Raw genomic sequence first — 16,047 nt, 5'->3', positions numbered from 1 at the left:
TAATAACAATCACCGATAAAAAAACCTCGAGAAATTATTCTCGAGGTTTTTTGATATATAAAGGCGAATGATTTTTATCCATTCATTGAAATAAGAAATTCTTCGTTATTTCTAGTTTGTTTTACTTTGTCGTTTATGAACTCCATGGCTTCAACCGGATTCATATCGGCTAAGTATTTACGCATAATCCACATACGTTGTACGGTGGTTTCATCTAATAGTAAGTCATCTCTTCGGGTACTTGAAGAAGTTAGATCTATTGCAGGGAAAATTCTTCTATTTGATATTTTTCTATCCAGTTGAAGTTCCATGTTTCCTGTTCCTTTAAATTCTTCAAAAATCACTTCATCCATTTTGGATCCAGTATCCGTTAGGGCAGTTGCAATGATAGAAAGTGAACCTCCACCTTCTATATTTCTGGCTGCACCAAAGAAACGTTTTGGTTTGTGTAAAGCGTTGGCATCAACACCACCACTTAATACTTTACCACTGGCCGGTTGTACAGTATTGTAGGCTCTGGCAAGACGTGTAATTGAGTCTAGTAGAATTACTACATCGTGTCCGCATTCTACTAAGCGTTTTGCTTTATCTAACACAATATTGGCTACACGAACGTGTTCATGTGCTTCTTTGTCAAAAGTGGAAGCTACAACCTCTCCTTGAACATTACGTTGCATATCTGTAACTTCCTCCGGGCGTTCATCAATTAATAAAACAATTTGATAAACCTCCGGGTGATTAGCAGCGATTGCATTAGCAATGTCTTTTAGTAACATTGTTTTCCCGGTTTTTGGTTGTGATACAATCATACCACGTTGACCTTTTCCGATAGGACTAAATAAATCCATAATTCGGGTAGAAACCGTACTTTGTCTTTCAGCAATATTGAACTTTTCTTGCGGAAAAAGCGGAGTTAAATGCTCGAATGAAACACGATCTCTAACTACTTGCGGGTCTAAACCGTTTATCTTATTAATTTTTATAAGCGGGAAATATTTTTCTCCTTCTTTTGGTGGACGAACTTGGCCAAGAACTGTATCTCCAGTTTTTAAGCCAAATAAACGTATTTGAGATTGTGATACGTAAATATCATCTGGTGATGATAAATAATTGTAATCTGATGATCTTAAAAATCCATAACCATCTTGAATAATATCTAAAACGCCTTCGCTTTCAATAATCGCATCAAACTCATAATCAGGTTCGCGGTATCGATTTCGATTATCGCGGTTCCCGTTGTTTTTATGGTTCTTATTATTATTGCGAGAATCGTTTTTTGTATTTTCTTTTTTCGGGCTGTTTTTTGAAGAAGAAGCGTTATTCTTTTTGTGGGTAGTATTCTTGTTAGAATGTTGTTTTTCTTCTTGTGGTTTATTGCTGACCGCTTCTTTCTTTTTATGAGAGCTCGGTTGTTTTTTTTGTGGTTTTTCGTTAACAGATTCAGAAGAAGTTTTTTTATCTTTTTGCTCTGGTGAATTTGTTTTTGGTTTTGGAGCTCTCGTTCGTTTAGGCTTCTCTGGTGGTTGTGAGGAAGTTTTTTTTGAAGTAGAAGAGTCGTCACTTAAAACTTCTTTTACTTTATGAGGATTTGCAGCTTGGTAATCTAAAATCTGATAAACCAAATCTAGTTTTTTAAGTGTTCTAAATTTTGGAACGTTTAATGATTTTGCAATTTCCTGTAATTCAGGAAGCTTTTTGGCTTTTAATTCTGAAATTTCTAACATTTAATTCAAAAATATATAATAATTGGTTTTCTTAATGAAATTTAGGTTTCAATCAAAGAAGAAGGAAACTGAAAAAAAATTGAAGTTATAAGTAACCTTTATTGAAGTGGTTACGAATTGTTATTGCAATTATACGACTTTATTTTAAATTTTGAGATGCATTTTAAAAAATAATCCCTTATTTTTGTGACCACTTAAGCAAAATTATGTTACAAAGAATACAAAGCATTTATTTACTAATTGTTGCTCTTCTTGCTGCTATATTGCCTTTTTTTGTGTCTATTTGGACTACAGAAAATGGAGAAGAAATTTTTGCAAACGATAAAATATTAGTATCAGGTGGTTTTTTGTTATCTGCAATTTTAGCTTTAGTAACTATATTTTTGTTTAAAAACAGAAAGCTTCAATTTGTAATGGGGCGACTTAATATAATATTAAACTTTATTTTACTAGGATTTTTTGTGTATTGGTCACTAATCGTACCTGGAGAGATGCAAATCTCAGAGAAAGGTATTGGGATGCTAATTCCGATTATTTCTATCGTTTTTCTAGTTTTAGCCAATAAGGCTATCAAAAAGGATGAAGCACTCGTAAAATCTGTAGATCGATTGCGATAAACCTAACATCTTAGTAGTATTAGTGCGTGAAAAGCCCGGAAGTTTTACTTTCGGGTTTTTTTATTGAATTTTTGTACAGTCAGTTTTTCAAAAGGAAACCAAAAAAATACTATTTTTAAGTAAAATAGAATTTATGAAAAAAATTCTGCTCATTTTATTATGTATATTAACAGAAAACAGTTTTGCGCAGCAAGAGGTGGATGTTTCGGTTAAAAAAGATAGTGTTTCTGAGAATTCAGTTGAGTTTACGGTAATGCCTTATGTTAGTTATAATAGAAATCTAAAAGCAATGTTTGGTGTTATTCCGATGTTGATGTACGATGTAGATAAAACCGATACCATTTCTCCTCCCTCAATTTCCGGTGTAGCCGGTGTTTATACAACCAATAAGTCGTATTTTTTTACAGGATTCACAAAAATTTATTTGCAAGAAGATCATTGGCGCTTGAGTGCTTTTGTGGTATTAGGAGATTATAATTCTCAATTTTATGTAACTGATGCTGAAGTTCCGGGTTTTTATGATTATGCCACTAAGGCTAAAATAATTAGTGTAGATGCACAGCGAAAAATTGTGAATGATTTATTTGCAGGAATTTCGCTAACACACGCTTATTATGAAACGGATTATTTTAATGGAAAGCTTCCTTCAACAACCGAATTGAATAGTTTAGAGGGAAGTCTATTATTAGATAAGCGAAATGATATTTACTATCCAACCCAAGGCTATAGAGCAAAATTAAAACTAGAAACATCCCCGGAATGGTTAGGTAATGAATTAGCTTCTGACAGAATAATTGCTAGTTTAGATCATTATTTAAGTATGCGTGAAAATAAGGATGTACTTGCCGCTCGACTTAGCGGTAAAATTGGTTTAGGTGAAGTTCCGTTTGAACGTCAAATTTCTATCGGCGGAAAAGATATAAGAGGTTATTCTGAAGGAAAATTTAGAGGTAATGGTCTTTTAGCTTTACAAGGAGAATACCGTTGGAATTTTTCTTCAAAAATGGGACTAGTAGGTTTTGGTGGGTTATCTACACTTTATGGTTCAGAAAACGAATCTTTTGATTGGGATCTTTATCCTGGAGCAGGAGTAGGCTATCGTTATAAGGCTTTTAAAAAGGTGAAATTTAATATAGGCTTAGATGTTGCTGTCGGGAAAGATGACTTTGGTGTTTATTTTAGAATTGGTGAATCTTTTTAAACTAGCGCTTTCCAAGTTCAATAACTTCTAAATTTTTAATCTCTTTTTTATCAATTTCAAACCGAAGCATAGTTCTTACTTGATGAAATCCGTGTTTGCCGCATGCTCCCGGATTCATATGCAGTAAATCAAATTGCTTATCGTGCATGACTTTTAAAATATGTGAGTGCCCACAGATATATAATTTGGGGGGATTTCTTTTCAATTCTTCCCTAATCCTCGCGTTGTATTTTTTAGGATAACCGCCAATATGTGTAATTAAAACATCCACTTCTTCACAAAAAAAACGATTGTTAAGTGGAAATTCTTTTCTAATTTTTTCATCATCAATATTCCCGTAAACTGCTCTTACTCGAGCAACCTCAGCTAATTTATCGGTAATCTTTAAATTTCCAATATCGCCTGCATGCCATACTTCATCGGCTTTGGTTGCATAAGTTAAAATTCGATCATCAATATAACTGTGCGTGTCGCTTAAAAGAAGAATTTTTTTCAAAATAAGATGATTTTAAATTAGGGTTTTGAACTGATAGTTTCTTGTATCTTTGCAGTTCCAAATGTAAAAAAAATAAGTTGCGTTTTTTTCTTGATTTATCTTACAATGGAAAAGCCTACCACGGTTGGCAAATCCAGCCGAATGCAATTTCTGTTCAAGAAATGGTAGAAAAAAGTCTTGCTGTAGCTTTTCAACAAAAAGTAGCTGTAGTAGGAGCGGGGAGAACAGATACGGGCGTTCATGCAAAGCAATTATTAGCGCATGCAGATGTTGATCAATCTGAAATTGATTTTCAGCAACTTCTATTTAAGCTGAATACAATTTTACCAAATGATATTTCTATAAATGCTATTTATGAGGTTAAGGCTGATGCTCATGCGCGTTTTGATGCAATTGGAAGAACATATAATTATTATATCACTACCCGAAAAGATCCATTTTTAGAAGATTTTTCATGTTATGTAAAAAAAAGTTTAGATGTAGATTTAATGAATGAAGCATCAAAAATCTTATTAGACTATAGAGATTTTAAATGTTTTTCTAAATCTAAAACCGATGTAAAAACGTATAATTGCAAGATTGAAAAAGCTTTTTGGGAACAAAAAGAGCATCAATTAATTTTTACAATTAAAGCCGATCGCTTTTTACGAAATATGGTACGGGCAATTGTAGGAACGCTTATAGAAATTGGCTTAAAAAAAATAAGTCTTGATGATTTTCGTTTAATTTTGGAGAGCAGAGATCGGGGAAAAGCCGGGAAATCTGTAGATGCAAAAGGCTTATTTTTAACAGAGGTAGAATATCCAAATACAATAATTAAAAACTAAATGGCAAGCAATACCGGGAACGCATTTAATTTTGGTCTTTTTAAACGACTGATACGTTATACCAATCCATATAAATGGACGTTTTATTTTGTGGGTATTGCAGCAGTTCTGCTTTCTGTTTTTGGTGTTGTAAGACCTTATCTTACCAAAGTTACTGTTGATGAAAGTATAGTGCCAAAAGATAATGATAATTTGGTCCTTTATATTTGCTTAATGCTTGCTGCATTAGTCTTAGAAGTGGTTTTTCAGTTTTTATTTATCTACTTTGCCAACTGGCTTGGACAAGAAGTAATTCGTGATTTACGGGTGAATTTGTTTGAACACATGCTTAATTTTAAAAAGCAATATTATGATCAATCTGCTGTAGGTCGATTGGTGACTCGTGCCGTAAGTGATATAGAAACTATTGCCAGTATTTTTAGTCAAGGGCTTTTTATGATTATTAGTGATTTGCTAAAAATGCTTGTTGTACTTGGGTTTATGTTTGTACAGAGTTGGAGAATGACATTGTTGGTTTTACTTGTTCTCCCATTTGTGTTATATGCAACACGAGTTTTTCAGAAAAAAATGAAAATTGCTTTTGAGGAAGTTCGAACGCAAGTTTCTAATTTAAATTCCTTTGTTCAGGAACGCTTAACGGGAATGAAAATTGTTCAGATTTTTGGGCGTGAGCAAACAGAATATGATCATTTTAAATCGATTAATGAAAAGCATAAAAAGGCGTGGGTAAAAACTGTTTGGTACAATTCTATATTCTTCCCCATAGCCGAAATGTCCAGTTCAATTACTATTGGTTTAGTAGTTTGGTTTGGTGGTTTACGCGTTGTAGAAACTAATGGCGAAGCACTTTCGCTTGGAGTTATTATTATGTTTATTCAGTTAATACAAATGTTGTTTAGACCTTTGCGCCAAATAGCTGATAAATTTAATACGCTGCAAATGGGAATGGTGGCTGCTAATCGCGTATTCGGAATTTTAGATACCAAATCTACCATAAAAAATACCGGAAAAATAAAAGCCGAAAATTTAGTTGGAGAAATTCAATTTAAAGATGTTCGCTTTAGTTATATAGAAAATGAAGAAGTCTTAAAAGGGATTTCGTTTGAAGTAAAAGCCGGAGAAACCGTTGCTATTGTTGGAGCTACTGGAGCCGGAAAAAGTACTATTATTAATTTATTGAGCCGTTTTTATGAAATAGATAGCGGTAAAATTTCAATTGATACTATTGATGTAAAAGATTTTACTTTAAAGTCACTACGAAATGAAATTGCTGTGGTTTTACAAGATGTATTTTTGTTTGCGGATACAATTATGAATAACATAACACTTAATCACCCAGAGATTAAGGAGGAAGAAGTTATAGAGGCTGCCAAGCGAATCGGGGTACACGAGTTTATTAGCAGTTTACCTAATCAATATTATTACAATGTTAAAGAGCGTGGCGTGATGCTTTCCTCTGGTCAGCGACAATTAATTGCATTTTTGCGGGCTTATGTTAGCAATCCTAGTATTCTGGTTTTAGATGAGGCAACCTCTTCAGTAGATAGTTACAGCGAACAACTCATGCAAGATGCTACCGAGAAAATTACCAAGGGAAGAACTTCTATTGTTATTGCCCACCGTTTAGCGACTATAAAAAAGGCCGATAAAATTATAGTCATGGATCAAGGAAATATTGTTGAAATTGGTACACATCAGCAATTATTGCAACAAGAAGGCGGTTATTACAAAAGCCTGTATGAAGTGCAATTTATGCAGGAAGAGGAAATTTAGAGTCCTTGTGAGGCTTTACTAGCTTCAATTAATTCCTGCAAATCACCGGTTAAAAATAAATATGCTACAAATATTATTTCCAGAATTATAAAAATAACAGCGGCAAACACAAAAAATAAAAAAACGGAAAACAGTAATTGTTTAACTGAAAGCGGATACATTTTTTTATAAGTATAACAAGTCATAAAAAAGAGAAGTAGATTTAAAAACATTCCCACTTCCATATAATTTCCTCCTAAAATCGCTACCGGTAATATTATTAATACACTAATAATGGTATAATGAGCCATTAGATAAGTCATCGTGACTAAATGTTCGGTATAATTAAATTTTTTGTACTTAATAAAAGTTAATTTTGCGATTAACGCATAAATAGGTAAGCATAAAAGGATAAGCATAGAGTAATAGTCAAAATAGCCAGTTTAGGTCCATAACAACAGTTGCACTTTGATAAAACTCTGGCATTGCTAAAGCTTCAGGATAAAATTTTCTAAGAATAAAGAGCTGTAATCCTGCTAAAGTTAATGCGATGGTAAAGTAACTTATTACATTTAAGTACTTTTTTCTTATTCCCGAAATATAATCTAGGATCACCAAATGTGGATTGATTAACATTTGTAAAAAAGTCTTTAGAAATGTATTGTCTACATTTAAAAAAATATTAACAAATTCTTCTCCTACATTTCTTAATGTTAAACGCTGTCGGATTACTTTAGCTCCACATTGATTACAGTAACTGTCTGCTCCCAGCAATTGTTTTTCACAATTTTTACAATTCATTTTATCTGATGCTATTTACTCCAAATCTTCTTTTAATTTATTGATTAAATCTTCCGGGGAATCATAAATTTCAAATCCACCATTTTTAATATAAGAAGTTTGTCCGGTTTCTTCGCTAACAACGAGGGCAAGCGCATCGGTTTTTTCTGTAATTCCAACAGCAGCACGGTGTCTAAGTCCAAATCGTAATGGAATGTTTCTATCATTAGAAACCGGTAAAATTACTCGCGTAGCAGTAACTCTGTTATCTTCAATAACAATTGCGCCATCGTGAAGCGTACTGTTTTTATAAAAAATAGATTCAATAATAGGTTGGTTAACTTCAATATCCATCGTGTCGCCAGAATTTTTAACAAAATCTAAGCGTGTATTTCGTTTTATAACGATAAGTGCTCCGGTATTTGTTTCTCCCATTTTATTACAAGCGCGAACAATGGCAGCAATATCATTACTGGTTTCTTCTGTATCGTCACGCATAAATTTAATCTGACGTAAAAAACTTCGTTTATTGGTGAAATTTGTAGAACCCACCATTAATAAAAACTTTCTTATTTCTTGTTGAAAAACGACAATCAGCGCAAACATCCCTACTCCAATAAATTCACCTAAAACGCTGGAGAGCATTTCCATTTTCAATAATTGGGTAAGTTTCCAAACCAAATAAATAATCACAATTCCTATGAAAATATTGATGGCGGCACTTCCTTTTACTAATTTATAGATGTAGTAAAGTAGAACGGCGACTAAAACAATATCGACAATATCGAGAATGCGTAAATCTAGAAAGTCAAATGAATCCAAAATTGGTCTTTTTTGTAAATGTATAAATTTAGTTGTTAAGTTGTTCAAATAGACTTATACATTCTTTTGCGGGTTTTACGTCATGAACACGCAAAATAGAAGCACCGTTTAGCAGTGCTATCGTGTTTAAAACACTGGTGCCGTTTAAAGCTTGATCAGGGCTGGTGTTTAAGGTTTTGTAAATCATGGATTTTCTAGAAAGCCCAGCTAATGTGGGGCAATTTATATGCTCAAAAAATTTCATTTCACGGAGCAAAGAAAAATTTTGCTGATTTGTTTTAGAAAACCCAAAGCCTGGATCTATAATAATATCGTTTATTCCAAATGCTCTAGCTTCTTTAATTTTTTGACTGAAATAATAGGTGATTTCTTGTAGCATATTTTTGTAATCCGTTTGTTTTTGCATGGTTTGCGGATTCCCTTTCATATGCATCATAATGTATGGTACTTGTAAATGTGCTATTTTTTCAAACATTGTATCATCTAAATTTCCAGCAGAAATATCATTGATTATTGCGGCGCCGGCTTCTATAGTTTGTTGCGCAATTTTACTTCTGAAGGTATCGATAGAAAGAATGATTTCAGGAAATTCTTTGATTAACAATTCGACGACAGGAATAATCCGTTGTAATTCTTCTTCTTCTGAAATATTTTTAGCACCCGGTCGAGAACTGTATGCGCCAAGATCTATAAAAGTAGCTCCTTCACTGAGCATTTTTTCTGTTTGTTGTAAAAAATCTTGTTCATTTTTGTATCTTCCGCCATCGTAAAATGAATCAGGAGTAAGATTTAAAATGCCCATAATTTTGGGTGAATCAAGATTAATGAGCTTTCCGTGGCAATTGATTGTCATAAAGAATAAAATTACTTTGAATATTTTAAAATTTTCTCCGAAATTTACGCAAAATACAGCGTTTTCATGCAAAATACCTCTACCCAATATGATGCGGTTATAAAAAAGTGCCGCGATTTATTTTCAAAAAAAATGAGCGATTACGGAAGTGCTTGGCGTATTTTACGGCTTCCTTCCTTAACCGATCAAATTTTTATTAAAGCACAACGTATTCGTGGGTTACAGGAAAATGAGGTGCAGAAAATAGACGAAAATGAAATACCAGAATTTATAGGGATCATAAATTATTCGTTAATGGCTTTAATACAGCTAAAAAAAGGAGTGGTAGATCAACCTGATTTAGCCTTAGAGGAAGCCTTAACTTTATATGATGAATTGGTGAGCGAAACCAAGACATTAATGGAGAATAAAAATCATGATTACAGTGAAGCTTGGCGAGAAATGCGTATCAGTTCGCTTACCGATTTAATATTACAGAAGTTATTACGCGTTAAGCAAATAGAAAATAATAAAGGAAAAACTTTAGTTAGCGAAGGAATAGATGCAAATTATCAAGATATGATAAATTATGCCGTCTTTGCATTAATTTTATTAAAAGAAGATCAATAAAAATAAATTTTATTTATGAAATATATTGTTGGAGTTGCTAGAATTTTTGTCGGGATATTATTTATCATCAGTGGTTTTATCAAGCTGAACGATCCTTTAGGATTTTCGTATAAGCTAAAAGAATATTTTAGTGAAGGTGTTTTAGGCTTAGAATTTTTACAACCTTTTGCTTTAGGTTTAGCCGTTTTTTTAGTGATTTTTGAATTGCTTTTAGGCGTTATGTTAATCTTGGGTTATGCTAAACGATTCACCTTGTGGAGCTTACTCTTAATGATTATTTTCTTTACCTTTCTTACCTTTTACTCAGCTTATTTTAATAAAGTAACCGATTGTGGTTGTTTTGGTGATGCTTTACCACTAACTCCTTGGGAGTCTTTTAGTAAAGACGTAGTTTTACTCGTTTTAATTCTTTTGTTATTTTTTCAGAAGAAATATTATACCCCTTTATTTCAACCGGCCTCTTCACATAAATGGATTGTTTTTATAACATTTACAGCTTGTTTAGGTTTTGGTTATTATGTATTAATGCATTTACCGTTAATAGATTTTAGAGCTTATAAAGAAGGCGTGAAAATTGAAGAAGGAATGCAAGTTCCGGACGGAAAAATAATTCCGCCTATTCATGACTTTGGCTTTTTTAACCAAGAAGGCGATGCTACTGATGAGATTTTAAATGAAGAAAAAGTTTTGGTTGTCGTTGCTTATAATTTATCAAAATCTGAAAAACAAGGTTGGTCAGCTATAAAAAATGCCGTAAAACAAGCTCAAGAAAAAGGTTATCGAGTGGTTGGGCTTTCAGCTTCAGGACCACAAGAAATCAAAGAAATAAAGGATACTTATGGATATGATTTCAATTTTTATTTTACTGATGAAACCGCTATCAAAACAATTGTGCGGTCTAACCCAGGTTTAATGACGCTTGAAAATGGAACCATTATCCAAAAAGAACATTGGAATGATGCTAAAGATTTAACGCTTAATTAGAAATGATGAAGAAAGTCTTACCATATATATATCATGTAGCTTGCTCGTTGCTATTAATAGCTCTGATGCTTTTTTTAACAGAGTTTGTTTTTAATATAGAATTTACACATTGGATAACTATTGTTTTAGCATTGTTATTAGGAGTGTTGAGTCCGAAGTTTAATTCCGTAGAAACTCAAAGTGGAACAAAAATTCAAGTAAAATGGTTTTTATTTTCAAAACCTAAATTCATTTAAAAACTAACTTTTTTGGTCAGGTATATTCTTCAAAAATTAGGTTATTCATTACTAACTATTTTAGGAGTAATTACGGTCATTTTTTTGTTGTTTAATATTCTTCCGGGCGATCCTGCGCAAATGATGTTAGGGCAAAACGAAAGTGAAGAACAATTAAAAGCAGTCGGCGCTAAATATGGCTTTGATAAATCATTAACCACGCAATATTTTTATTACGTAAATGATTTGTCGCCTGTTTCTTTTCATTCAACAAAACCAGCCGATTATACCTATTTAGAAGAAAACAAATATACTGCAACTTCACTTTTTCAAATAGCGGAAATTAAAGTCGCATTAAAATTCCCGTATTTACGAGAATCATTTCAGCAAAATGGGAAAAAAGTGTCTAGTATTATTGCCGAGACCTTACCAAATACTGCGGTTTTAGCAATTTCAGCAATAACAATAGCTTTAATAATCGGGATTTTTTTGGGCGTTATTTCTGCTTTGCAAAAAGATAAACCAGTCGATAAAGCTATTCAGGTTTTCAGCACATTTGGGATGAGCGTTCCCTCGTTTTTTAGTGCCATTTTATTCGCATGGTTATTTGGTTATGTTTTACACGAATACACAAATTTAAATATGACCGGAAGTTTATATGAATTAGATGATTTTGGAGAAGAAAACCAATTGAAACTTAAAAATTTAATTTTACCAGCAATCGTTTTAGGAATCCGTCCATTAGCGGTGGTTATTCAATTAATGCGAAATTCTCTCTTAGAAGTTTTACAACAAGATTATATTAGAACTGCACGTGCAAAAGGACTTTCTACACAGCAAATAATTTTGCGTCATGCATTGAAAAATTCATTAAACCCTGTAATTACTGCAATTTCAGGTTGGTTTGCCTCGATGTTGGCCGGAGCTGTTTTTGTTGAATATATTTTTGGTTGGAACGGACTCGGAAAGGAAATTGTAGATGCTTTAAATACCTTAGATTTGCCCATTATTATGGGTGCAGTCTTAATAATTGCCCTTTTATTTATCATTATTAATATTTTAGTCGATATTATTTACGGATGGTTAGATCCCAAAATAGCCCATTCTTAACTTTAAATTTTTAACAAATGAGAACAAAAATAGTAGCCGGAAATTGGAAAATGAATTGTGACCTTGCAGAAATGGAAGATTTATTAGGAGAAATAAAAAATCAATTAGATAGTGTTAGTAATGATGTACACTTAATGGTAGCGCCATCATTTACTAATTTGTATCCGGCTTTTCAATCATTGCGTGAAACTAATATTCATGTTGCAGCACAGAACATGCATCAAGAACAGAATGGGGCTTTTACCGGAGAAGTTTCTGTTGAGATGTTAAAAGGAGTAGGTGTTAAAAATGTAATTTTAGGTCACAGTGAGCGTCGTAGCATATTTCATGAAACCAACGCTTTATTAGCCGAAAAAGTAAATACTGCCTTAGCAAAAAAAATGAATATTATTTTTTGCGTAGGTGAAGAGTTGAAAAGTAGAAAAGAAGCTAAGCATATAGAGGTTGTCAAGGAGCAATTAGAAAAAGGACTTTTTCATATTAAGGCTGAGAATTTTAAAAATGTGGTTATTGCTTACGAACCGGTTTGGGCAATAGGTACAGGTGAAACTGCAACGCCAGAGCAAGCGCAAGAAATGCATGCTGAAATCAGAAAAATGATTGCAGATCAATATAATTCCGCTATAGCAGATGAAGTTTCTATTCTGTACGGCGGAAGTGTAAAACCTGCAAACGCAAAAGAAATTTTCTCAAAGAAGGATGTTGATGGCGGTCTAATTGGCGGTGCTTCTTTAAAAGCAGATGATTTTTTAGCGATTGCTAACTCTTTCTAAAAAAATGGGCGCAACCCCACAAAAAAGTGTGGTCGGGCTTTCATTACTCGCTTTTTAAAATTTCAGCTGTCGCAGAAATTTAAAAAGAGCTCAAACACACCATTAAATCCCTTGCGCGAGAAATAAATAAAAATATCTTTTAAACATCCTGTTCTCTAGCAGGATGTTTTATTTTTGCAAAAAAAATAAGAAATGAGTCAAGCCTATAAAGGATTTTATTTTAAAGTAAGTCCGCTTCAACCTGGAACTGAAATCTTAATTGCCCAATTGGGTGAAATTGGTTTTGAAAGTTTTGTTGAAACGGAGAATGGACTTGAAGCATTTATTCTTTCGTCAGAATTTCAACTTGACCAATTAGAAGATATCCAGATTTTAAATTCAGAAGATTTTAAAATAGAATTTACTTCAGAAGATATCGAGCAAGTCAATTGGAATTCAGAATGGGAAAAGAATTTTTCACCAATTCTAGTAGCAGAAAAATGTCAAGTTAGAGCACCGTTTCATCCAAAATTAGATACAGAGTTTGATATTGTTATCGAACCAAAAATGAGTTTTGGTACCGGTCATCACGCCACTACACATATGATGATTCAACATATTTTAAATGAAAATTGGAATCAAAAATCGGTTTTGGATATGGGTTGCGGAACCGGCGTTTTAGCAATTCTCACTGCAATGAAAGGAGCCAAACCGGTAGAAGCAATCGATATAGATAATTGGTGTTATTTAAATACACTTGAAAATATCGAGCGCAATAATTGTACAGAAATTTCAGTTCATGAGGGAGATGTTGGTTTATTAAAAGACAAAAATTTCGATGTTATTATTGCCAATATCAATCGAAATATCTTGCTTAATGATATGGGAGATTATTGTGAAGCTTTAAATAAAAATGGAGCGTTATTTTTAAGCGGATTTTATAAAGATGATTTACCTGTTATTTTGGAAGCGTGTAAAAAATTAGCGTTGAAATATGAAAGTCATTTAGAACGAGAAGATTGGGTAGCTGTTAAATTTGTTAAATAGTTGATTGAAAGTATCTTATTTATTAATTTTATCTTTTAAATAAAAATATCATGAGTGTTCAAGAAGAAGTTTTAGAAGAAGTTCTTACCGAAACCAAAGAAGAAAAGCAAAACGAAATCGTGGTTTTTAACGACGATGTAAACACGTTTGATCATGTTATAGAAATGCTTATGGATGCTTGTGAACACGATATGTTACAAGCCGAGCAATGCACATTATTAATTCACTATAAAGGAAAATGCGGGGTGAAAACCGGTGACTTTGAAGATTTACAGCCGCGATGTACAAAATTGCTGGAAGCTGGAATTAGCGCTGAAATTCAGTAGTAATTATTACATAAATCTATTAAGAGAAATTTTTTCCTATTCGCAAGAGGATAGGAAATTTTACTTCTCTTTTTTTATTTCCCCAAGTTTCTTGTATTTCATTTATTATTAATTGTATGGGATTTTCATTATTTTTTTCTTGATAATGTTTAACAGCCGACCAGGTATTGAGGTAATTTAAAAGATCTTCGGCGTTCCACTTATAGTTTATTTCAAAAGATGGCGTTTCTAATTCTTTAAACGGAAATGGAATAGTTTGGTAATTTTCTTCAATATATTTTCGTTCTTTATCCCAATATTCACTGATAATATTTTCATAAAAATGATGAATAATTTTATCGATTTCGGGATTGATAGTTAACAAACCGTAACCAATAACGGCTAAAATCCCATTAGGTTGAAGCGTGCGTTTTACTTCTTTATAAAAATCGTTGAATTCAAACCAATGGATTGCTTGCGCTACGGTAATTAAATTAAATTGATGATCTGGAAAATTGGTTTTTTCTGCTTGTTGAATAGAATAATTAATATTAGCTAACTCAGGTGCTTGTTTTAATTGATTTTCACTAATATCAGTCGCTTCAACTTGCTTAAATTTTTCAGCGAGAGTTTTAGCAATTTGTCCATTTCCGGTGCCACAATCCCAAGCTTTTTCAAAATTATTACAAAGTGAAAATAAATATTCGTAAAGATCGGTGGGATATTGCGGTCGGTATTTCGCGTAGTTATCTGAATCTTTTGAGAAATTATCTTTCATTTTTAAAAATACAAAAAAGACTGGCAAATTTGCCAGTCTTTTACGCCTTTTGATTGATGAATGAGAACAACTAACTAATTAAATATCGGCGTTTACTATTCCAGAATTTTTTTCGGCTATTCACGGTAGAATAGTGGTTATCGTCAGTTTGCGTTTCTAGCGTTTTTACGCTCATTTCGTTTAAAACAGTTTTTGTAGTTTTCATAATGTATCGTTTTTTTGATTTGATGTCTTACTTAAAAGACGCTCAACTTTTAGTTTTGTTACAGTACTAGGTATAACAAAGTAGTAATTTAAGATATATTTAACACTTTTCGACTGTTACAGGCTTATAAATACTTCTCACTTAAATATTTCCAATAACGTTTCGGAACGTGTTGTTGGTGAAGTTTAGTGTTTTTTCGAGATTTAATATTCGTGCTGTCAAAATAATTTTTCCAAAGTTGTTGAAATTGCATTTCTTCAGCAGTAAAAAAATCGGTTGAGGTATTTAAAATAGAATTCGGAAGTTCTAACTGAATTATTTCAACTGAATCTAAATCATAATAAATTCCATAATTTCGTTTTAGATCGTAAATACACCAATGTTGGTCGGCGTAACGATTTTTAAAATGTTTGGCATTTAGCGGCAAGACATTAAAATCGGGTTCAATAGTAGCAAAATAAATATTGTCTTTCGTTTTTCTGAAACGAACAAAGGCATCCATTCTATGTTTTTCTCGACCCACTTTTTTAACGATTTGTGAAACTTCTAAAACCGCTTGATTAGAATAATCGGTAGTGATATTTTTAGTTGAATTAATCGCGTGTTGAATATATTGAAACAATGTATTTTCTACGCCGGATAATTCACTTAAAAAAGCCCAATAAATTTGTCGGCTTCCTTTTGAGCCGGTTTTTTGCTGAATTTTTTTCCAAACACGATTTGCTTTTTCTTCCGAAGTTATGACCACTTCTGTTTCTTCAAATAAACTTTCAACGTGTTGAGTTTCCTTAATAATCGTGACATTTTCACATTTAAACTCATAAACAGAAAATACTGCGGTTAAAAAACCTTCAAAAGAGCCATCGTATTTAAAAATCATAGTTAAATAAATCTTTTAGTATCGTCATGCTGAACTTGTTTCAGCATCTCATTATTACGGTGAGATTAAAAATAAATATCAATCAGAGTT

Annotated in this window: 20 protein-coding genes; 11 read left to right on the top strand and 9 right to left on the bottom strand. The window is 32.6% G+C overall.

The features are described from left to right. Positions 1–74: 74 nt before the first annotated feature. Complete coding sequence (rho, locus tag D9R05_RS02650) at positions 75–1,724, bottom strand: transcription termination factor Rho (RefSeq protein WP_121665654.1); 1,650 nt, start codon at positions 1,722–1,724, stop codon at positions 75–77. Between the two features lie 206 nt (positions 1,725–1,930). On the opposite strand from rho, the gene D9R05_RS02645 reads away from it, so the two are divergent. Continuing rightward, positions 1,931–2,341, top strand: coding sequence for a DUF4293 domain-containing protein (locus D9R05_RS02645; protein WP_121665653.1), 411 nt, complete (start codon positions 1,931–1,933; stop codon positions 2,339–2,341). 133 nt (positions 2,342–2,474) lie between these two features. Next, positions 2,475–3,542: a BamA/TamA family outer membrane protein gene (locus D9R05_RS02640; protein ID WP_121665652.1), complete on the top strand. Its 1,068-nt coding sequence runs from the start codon at positions 2,475–2,477 to the stop codon at positions 3,540–3,542. Between the two features lies 1 nt (position 3,543). On the opposite strand, the gene D9R05_RS02635 is transcribed toward D9R05_RS02640, so the two are convergent. Further along, on the bottom strand, positions 3,544–4,038 hold the full coding sequence (locus D9R05_RS02635; RefSeq protein ID WP_121665651.1) for a metallophosphoesterase family protein: 495 nt from the start codon (positions 4,036–4,038) through the stop codon (positions 3,544–3,546). A 77-nt stretch (positions 4,039–4,115) separates the two neighbouring features. Between D9R05_RS02635 and truA the strand changes: the two genes are divergently transcribed. Together truA and D9R05_RS02625 are read left to right on the top strand one after the other, a co-directional pair. Beyond that, entirely contained in the window at positions 4,116–4,865 is a 750-nt protein-coding gene (truA, locus tag D9R05_RS02630; protein ID WP_121665650.1) for a tRNA pseudouridine(38-40) synthase TruA, read from the top strand. After that, positions 4,866–6,638: an ABC transporter ATP-binding protein gene (locus D9R05_RS02625; protein ID WP_121665649.1), complete on the top strand. Its 1,773-nt coding sequence runs from the start codon at positions 4,866–4,868 to the stop codon at positions 6,636–6,638. On the opposite strand, the gene D9R05_RS02620 is transcribed toward D9R05_RS02625, so the two are convergent. From D9R05_RS02620 to folP, 4 genes are read right to left on the bottom strand one after another with little or no spacing between them, the layout of a single operon-like run. Next, positions 6,635–7,036 carry a hypothetical protein gene (locus tag D9R05_RS02620; protein ID WP_162984878.1) on the bottom strand — a complete coding sequence of 134 codons (402 nt, stop codon included), beginning with the start codon at positions 7,034–7,036 and terminating at the stop codon, positions 6,635–6,637. The two genes, D9R05_RS02625 and D9R05_RS02620, sit on opposite strands and share 4 nt — an antisense overlap. Before the next feature lie 10 nt (positions 7,037–7,046). Continuing rightward, a complete protein-coding gene (locus tag D9R05_RS02615) occupies positions 7,047–7,418 on the bottom strand; it encodes a DUF3667 domain-containing protein (RefSeq protein WP_121665647.1) in 372 nt (123 codons plus the stop codon). A gap of 15 nt (positions 7,419–7,433) precedes the next feature. Then, positions 7,434–8,219, bottom strand: coding sequence for a diadenylate cyclase CdaA (cdaA, locus tag D9R05_RS02610; protein WP_121665834.1), 786 nt, complete (start codon positions 8,217–8,219; stop codon positions 7,434–7,436). A 28-nt stretch (positions 8,220–8,247) separates the two neighbouring features. After that, positions 8,248–9,072, bottom strand: coding sequence for a dihydropteroate synthase (gene folP / locus D9R05_RS02605; RefSeq protein ID WP_121665833.1), 825 nt, complete (start codon positions 9,070–9,072; stop codon positions 8,248–8,250). 66 nt (positions 9,073–9,138) lie between these two features. Between folP and D9R05_RS02600 the strand changes: the two genes are divergently transcribed. The 7 genes from D9R05_RS02600 (at position 9,139) to D9R05_RS02570 (ending at position 14,115) form a co-directional block, all read left to right on the top strand. After that, the gene (locus tag D9R05_RS02600; protein WP_121665646.1) at positions 9,139–9,681 is read left to right on the top strand and encodes a DUF1599 domain-containing protein; all 543 of its coding nucleotides are present in this window, start codon (positions 9,139–9,141) and stop codon (positions 9,679–9,681) included. Positions 9,682–9,696: 15 nt separating this feature from the next. Next, complete coding sequence (locus D9R05_RS02595; RefSeq protein WP_121665645.1) at positions 9,697–10,665, top strand: BT_3928 family protein; 969 nt, start codon at positions 9,697–9,699, stop codon at positions 10,663–10,665. 65 nt (positions 10,666–10,730) lie between these two features. Continuing rightward, positions 10,731–10,901: a hypothetical protein gene (locus D9R05_RS02590; protein ID WP_162984877.1), complete on the top strand. Its 171-nt coding sequence runs from the start codon at positions 10,731–10,733 to the stop codon at positions 10,899–10,901. 12 nt (positions 10,902–10,913) lie between these two features. Further along, positions 10,914–11,990 (top strand): ABC transporter permease, encoded by a 1,077-nt coding sequence (locus tag D9R05_RS02585; RefSeq protein WP_121665643.1) that lies wholly within the window; start codon positions 10,914–10,916, stop codon positions 11,988–11,990. A 17-nt stretch (positions 11,991–12,007) separates the two neighbouring features. After that, complete coding sequence (tpiA, locus tag D9R05_RS02580; protein WP_121665642.1) at positions 12,008–12,763, top strand: triose-phosphate isomerase; 756 nt, start codon at positions 12,008–12,010, stop codon at positions 12,761–12,763. A gap of 192 nt (positions 12,764–12,955) precedes the next feature. Further along, positions 12,956–13,789 (top strand): 50S ribosomal protein L11 methyltransferase, encoded by an 834-nt coding sequence (prmA, locus tag D9R05_RS02575; protein ID WP_121665641.1) that lies wholly within the window; start codon positions 12,956–12,958, stop codon positions 13,787–13,789. Between the two features lie 50 nt (positions 13,790–13,839). Continuing rightward, on the top strand, positions 13,840–14,115 hold the full coding sequence (locus D9R05_RS02570) for an ATP-dependent Clp protease adaptor ClpS (protein WP_121665640.1): 276 nt from the start codon (positions 13,840–13,842) through the stop codon (positions 14,113–14,115). A gap of 19 nt (positions 14,116–14,134) precedes the next feature. On the opposite strand, the gene D9R05_RS02565 is transcribed toward D9R05_RS02570, so the two are convergent. From D9R05_RS02565 to D9R05_RS02560, 3 genes are all read right to left on the bottom strand, one after another. Next, positions 14,135–14,872: a class I SAM-dependent methyltransferase gene (locus tag D9R05_RS02565; protein WP_121665832.1), complete on the bottom strand. Its 738-nt coding sequence runs from the start codon at positions 14,870–14,872 to the stop codon at positions 14,135–14,137. Between the two features lie 70 nt (positions 14,873–14,942). After that, entirely contained in the window at positions 14,943–15,077 is a 135-nt protein-coding gene (locus tag D9R05_RS15670) for a hypothetical protein (protein ID WP_262696553.1), read from the bottom strand. A 124-nt stretch (positions 15,078–15,201) separates the two neighbouring features. After that, on the bottom strand, positions 15,202–15,957 hold the full coding sequence (locus D9R05_RS02560; RefSeq protein ID WP_121665639.1) for a TIGR03915 family putative DNA repair protein: 756 nt from the start codon (positions 15,955–15,957) through the stop codon (positions 15,202–15,204). Positions 15,958–16,047: the final 90 nt, after the last annotated feature.

Source organism: Mesonia aquimarina (assembly GCF_003667275.1).
GTDB classification, from domain to species: domain Bacteria; phylum Bacteroidota; class Bacteroidia; order Flavobacteriales; family Flavobacteriaceae; genus Mesonia; species Mesonia aquimarina.
This window is presented reverse-complemented; position numbering and strand designations above follow the sequence as displayed.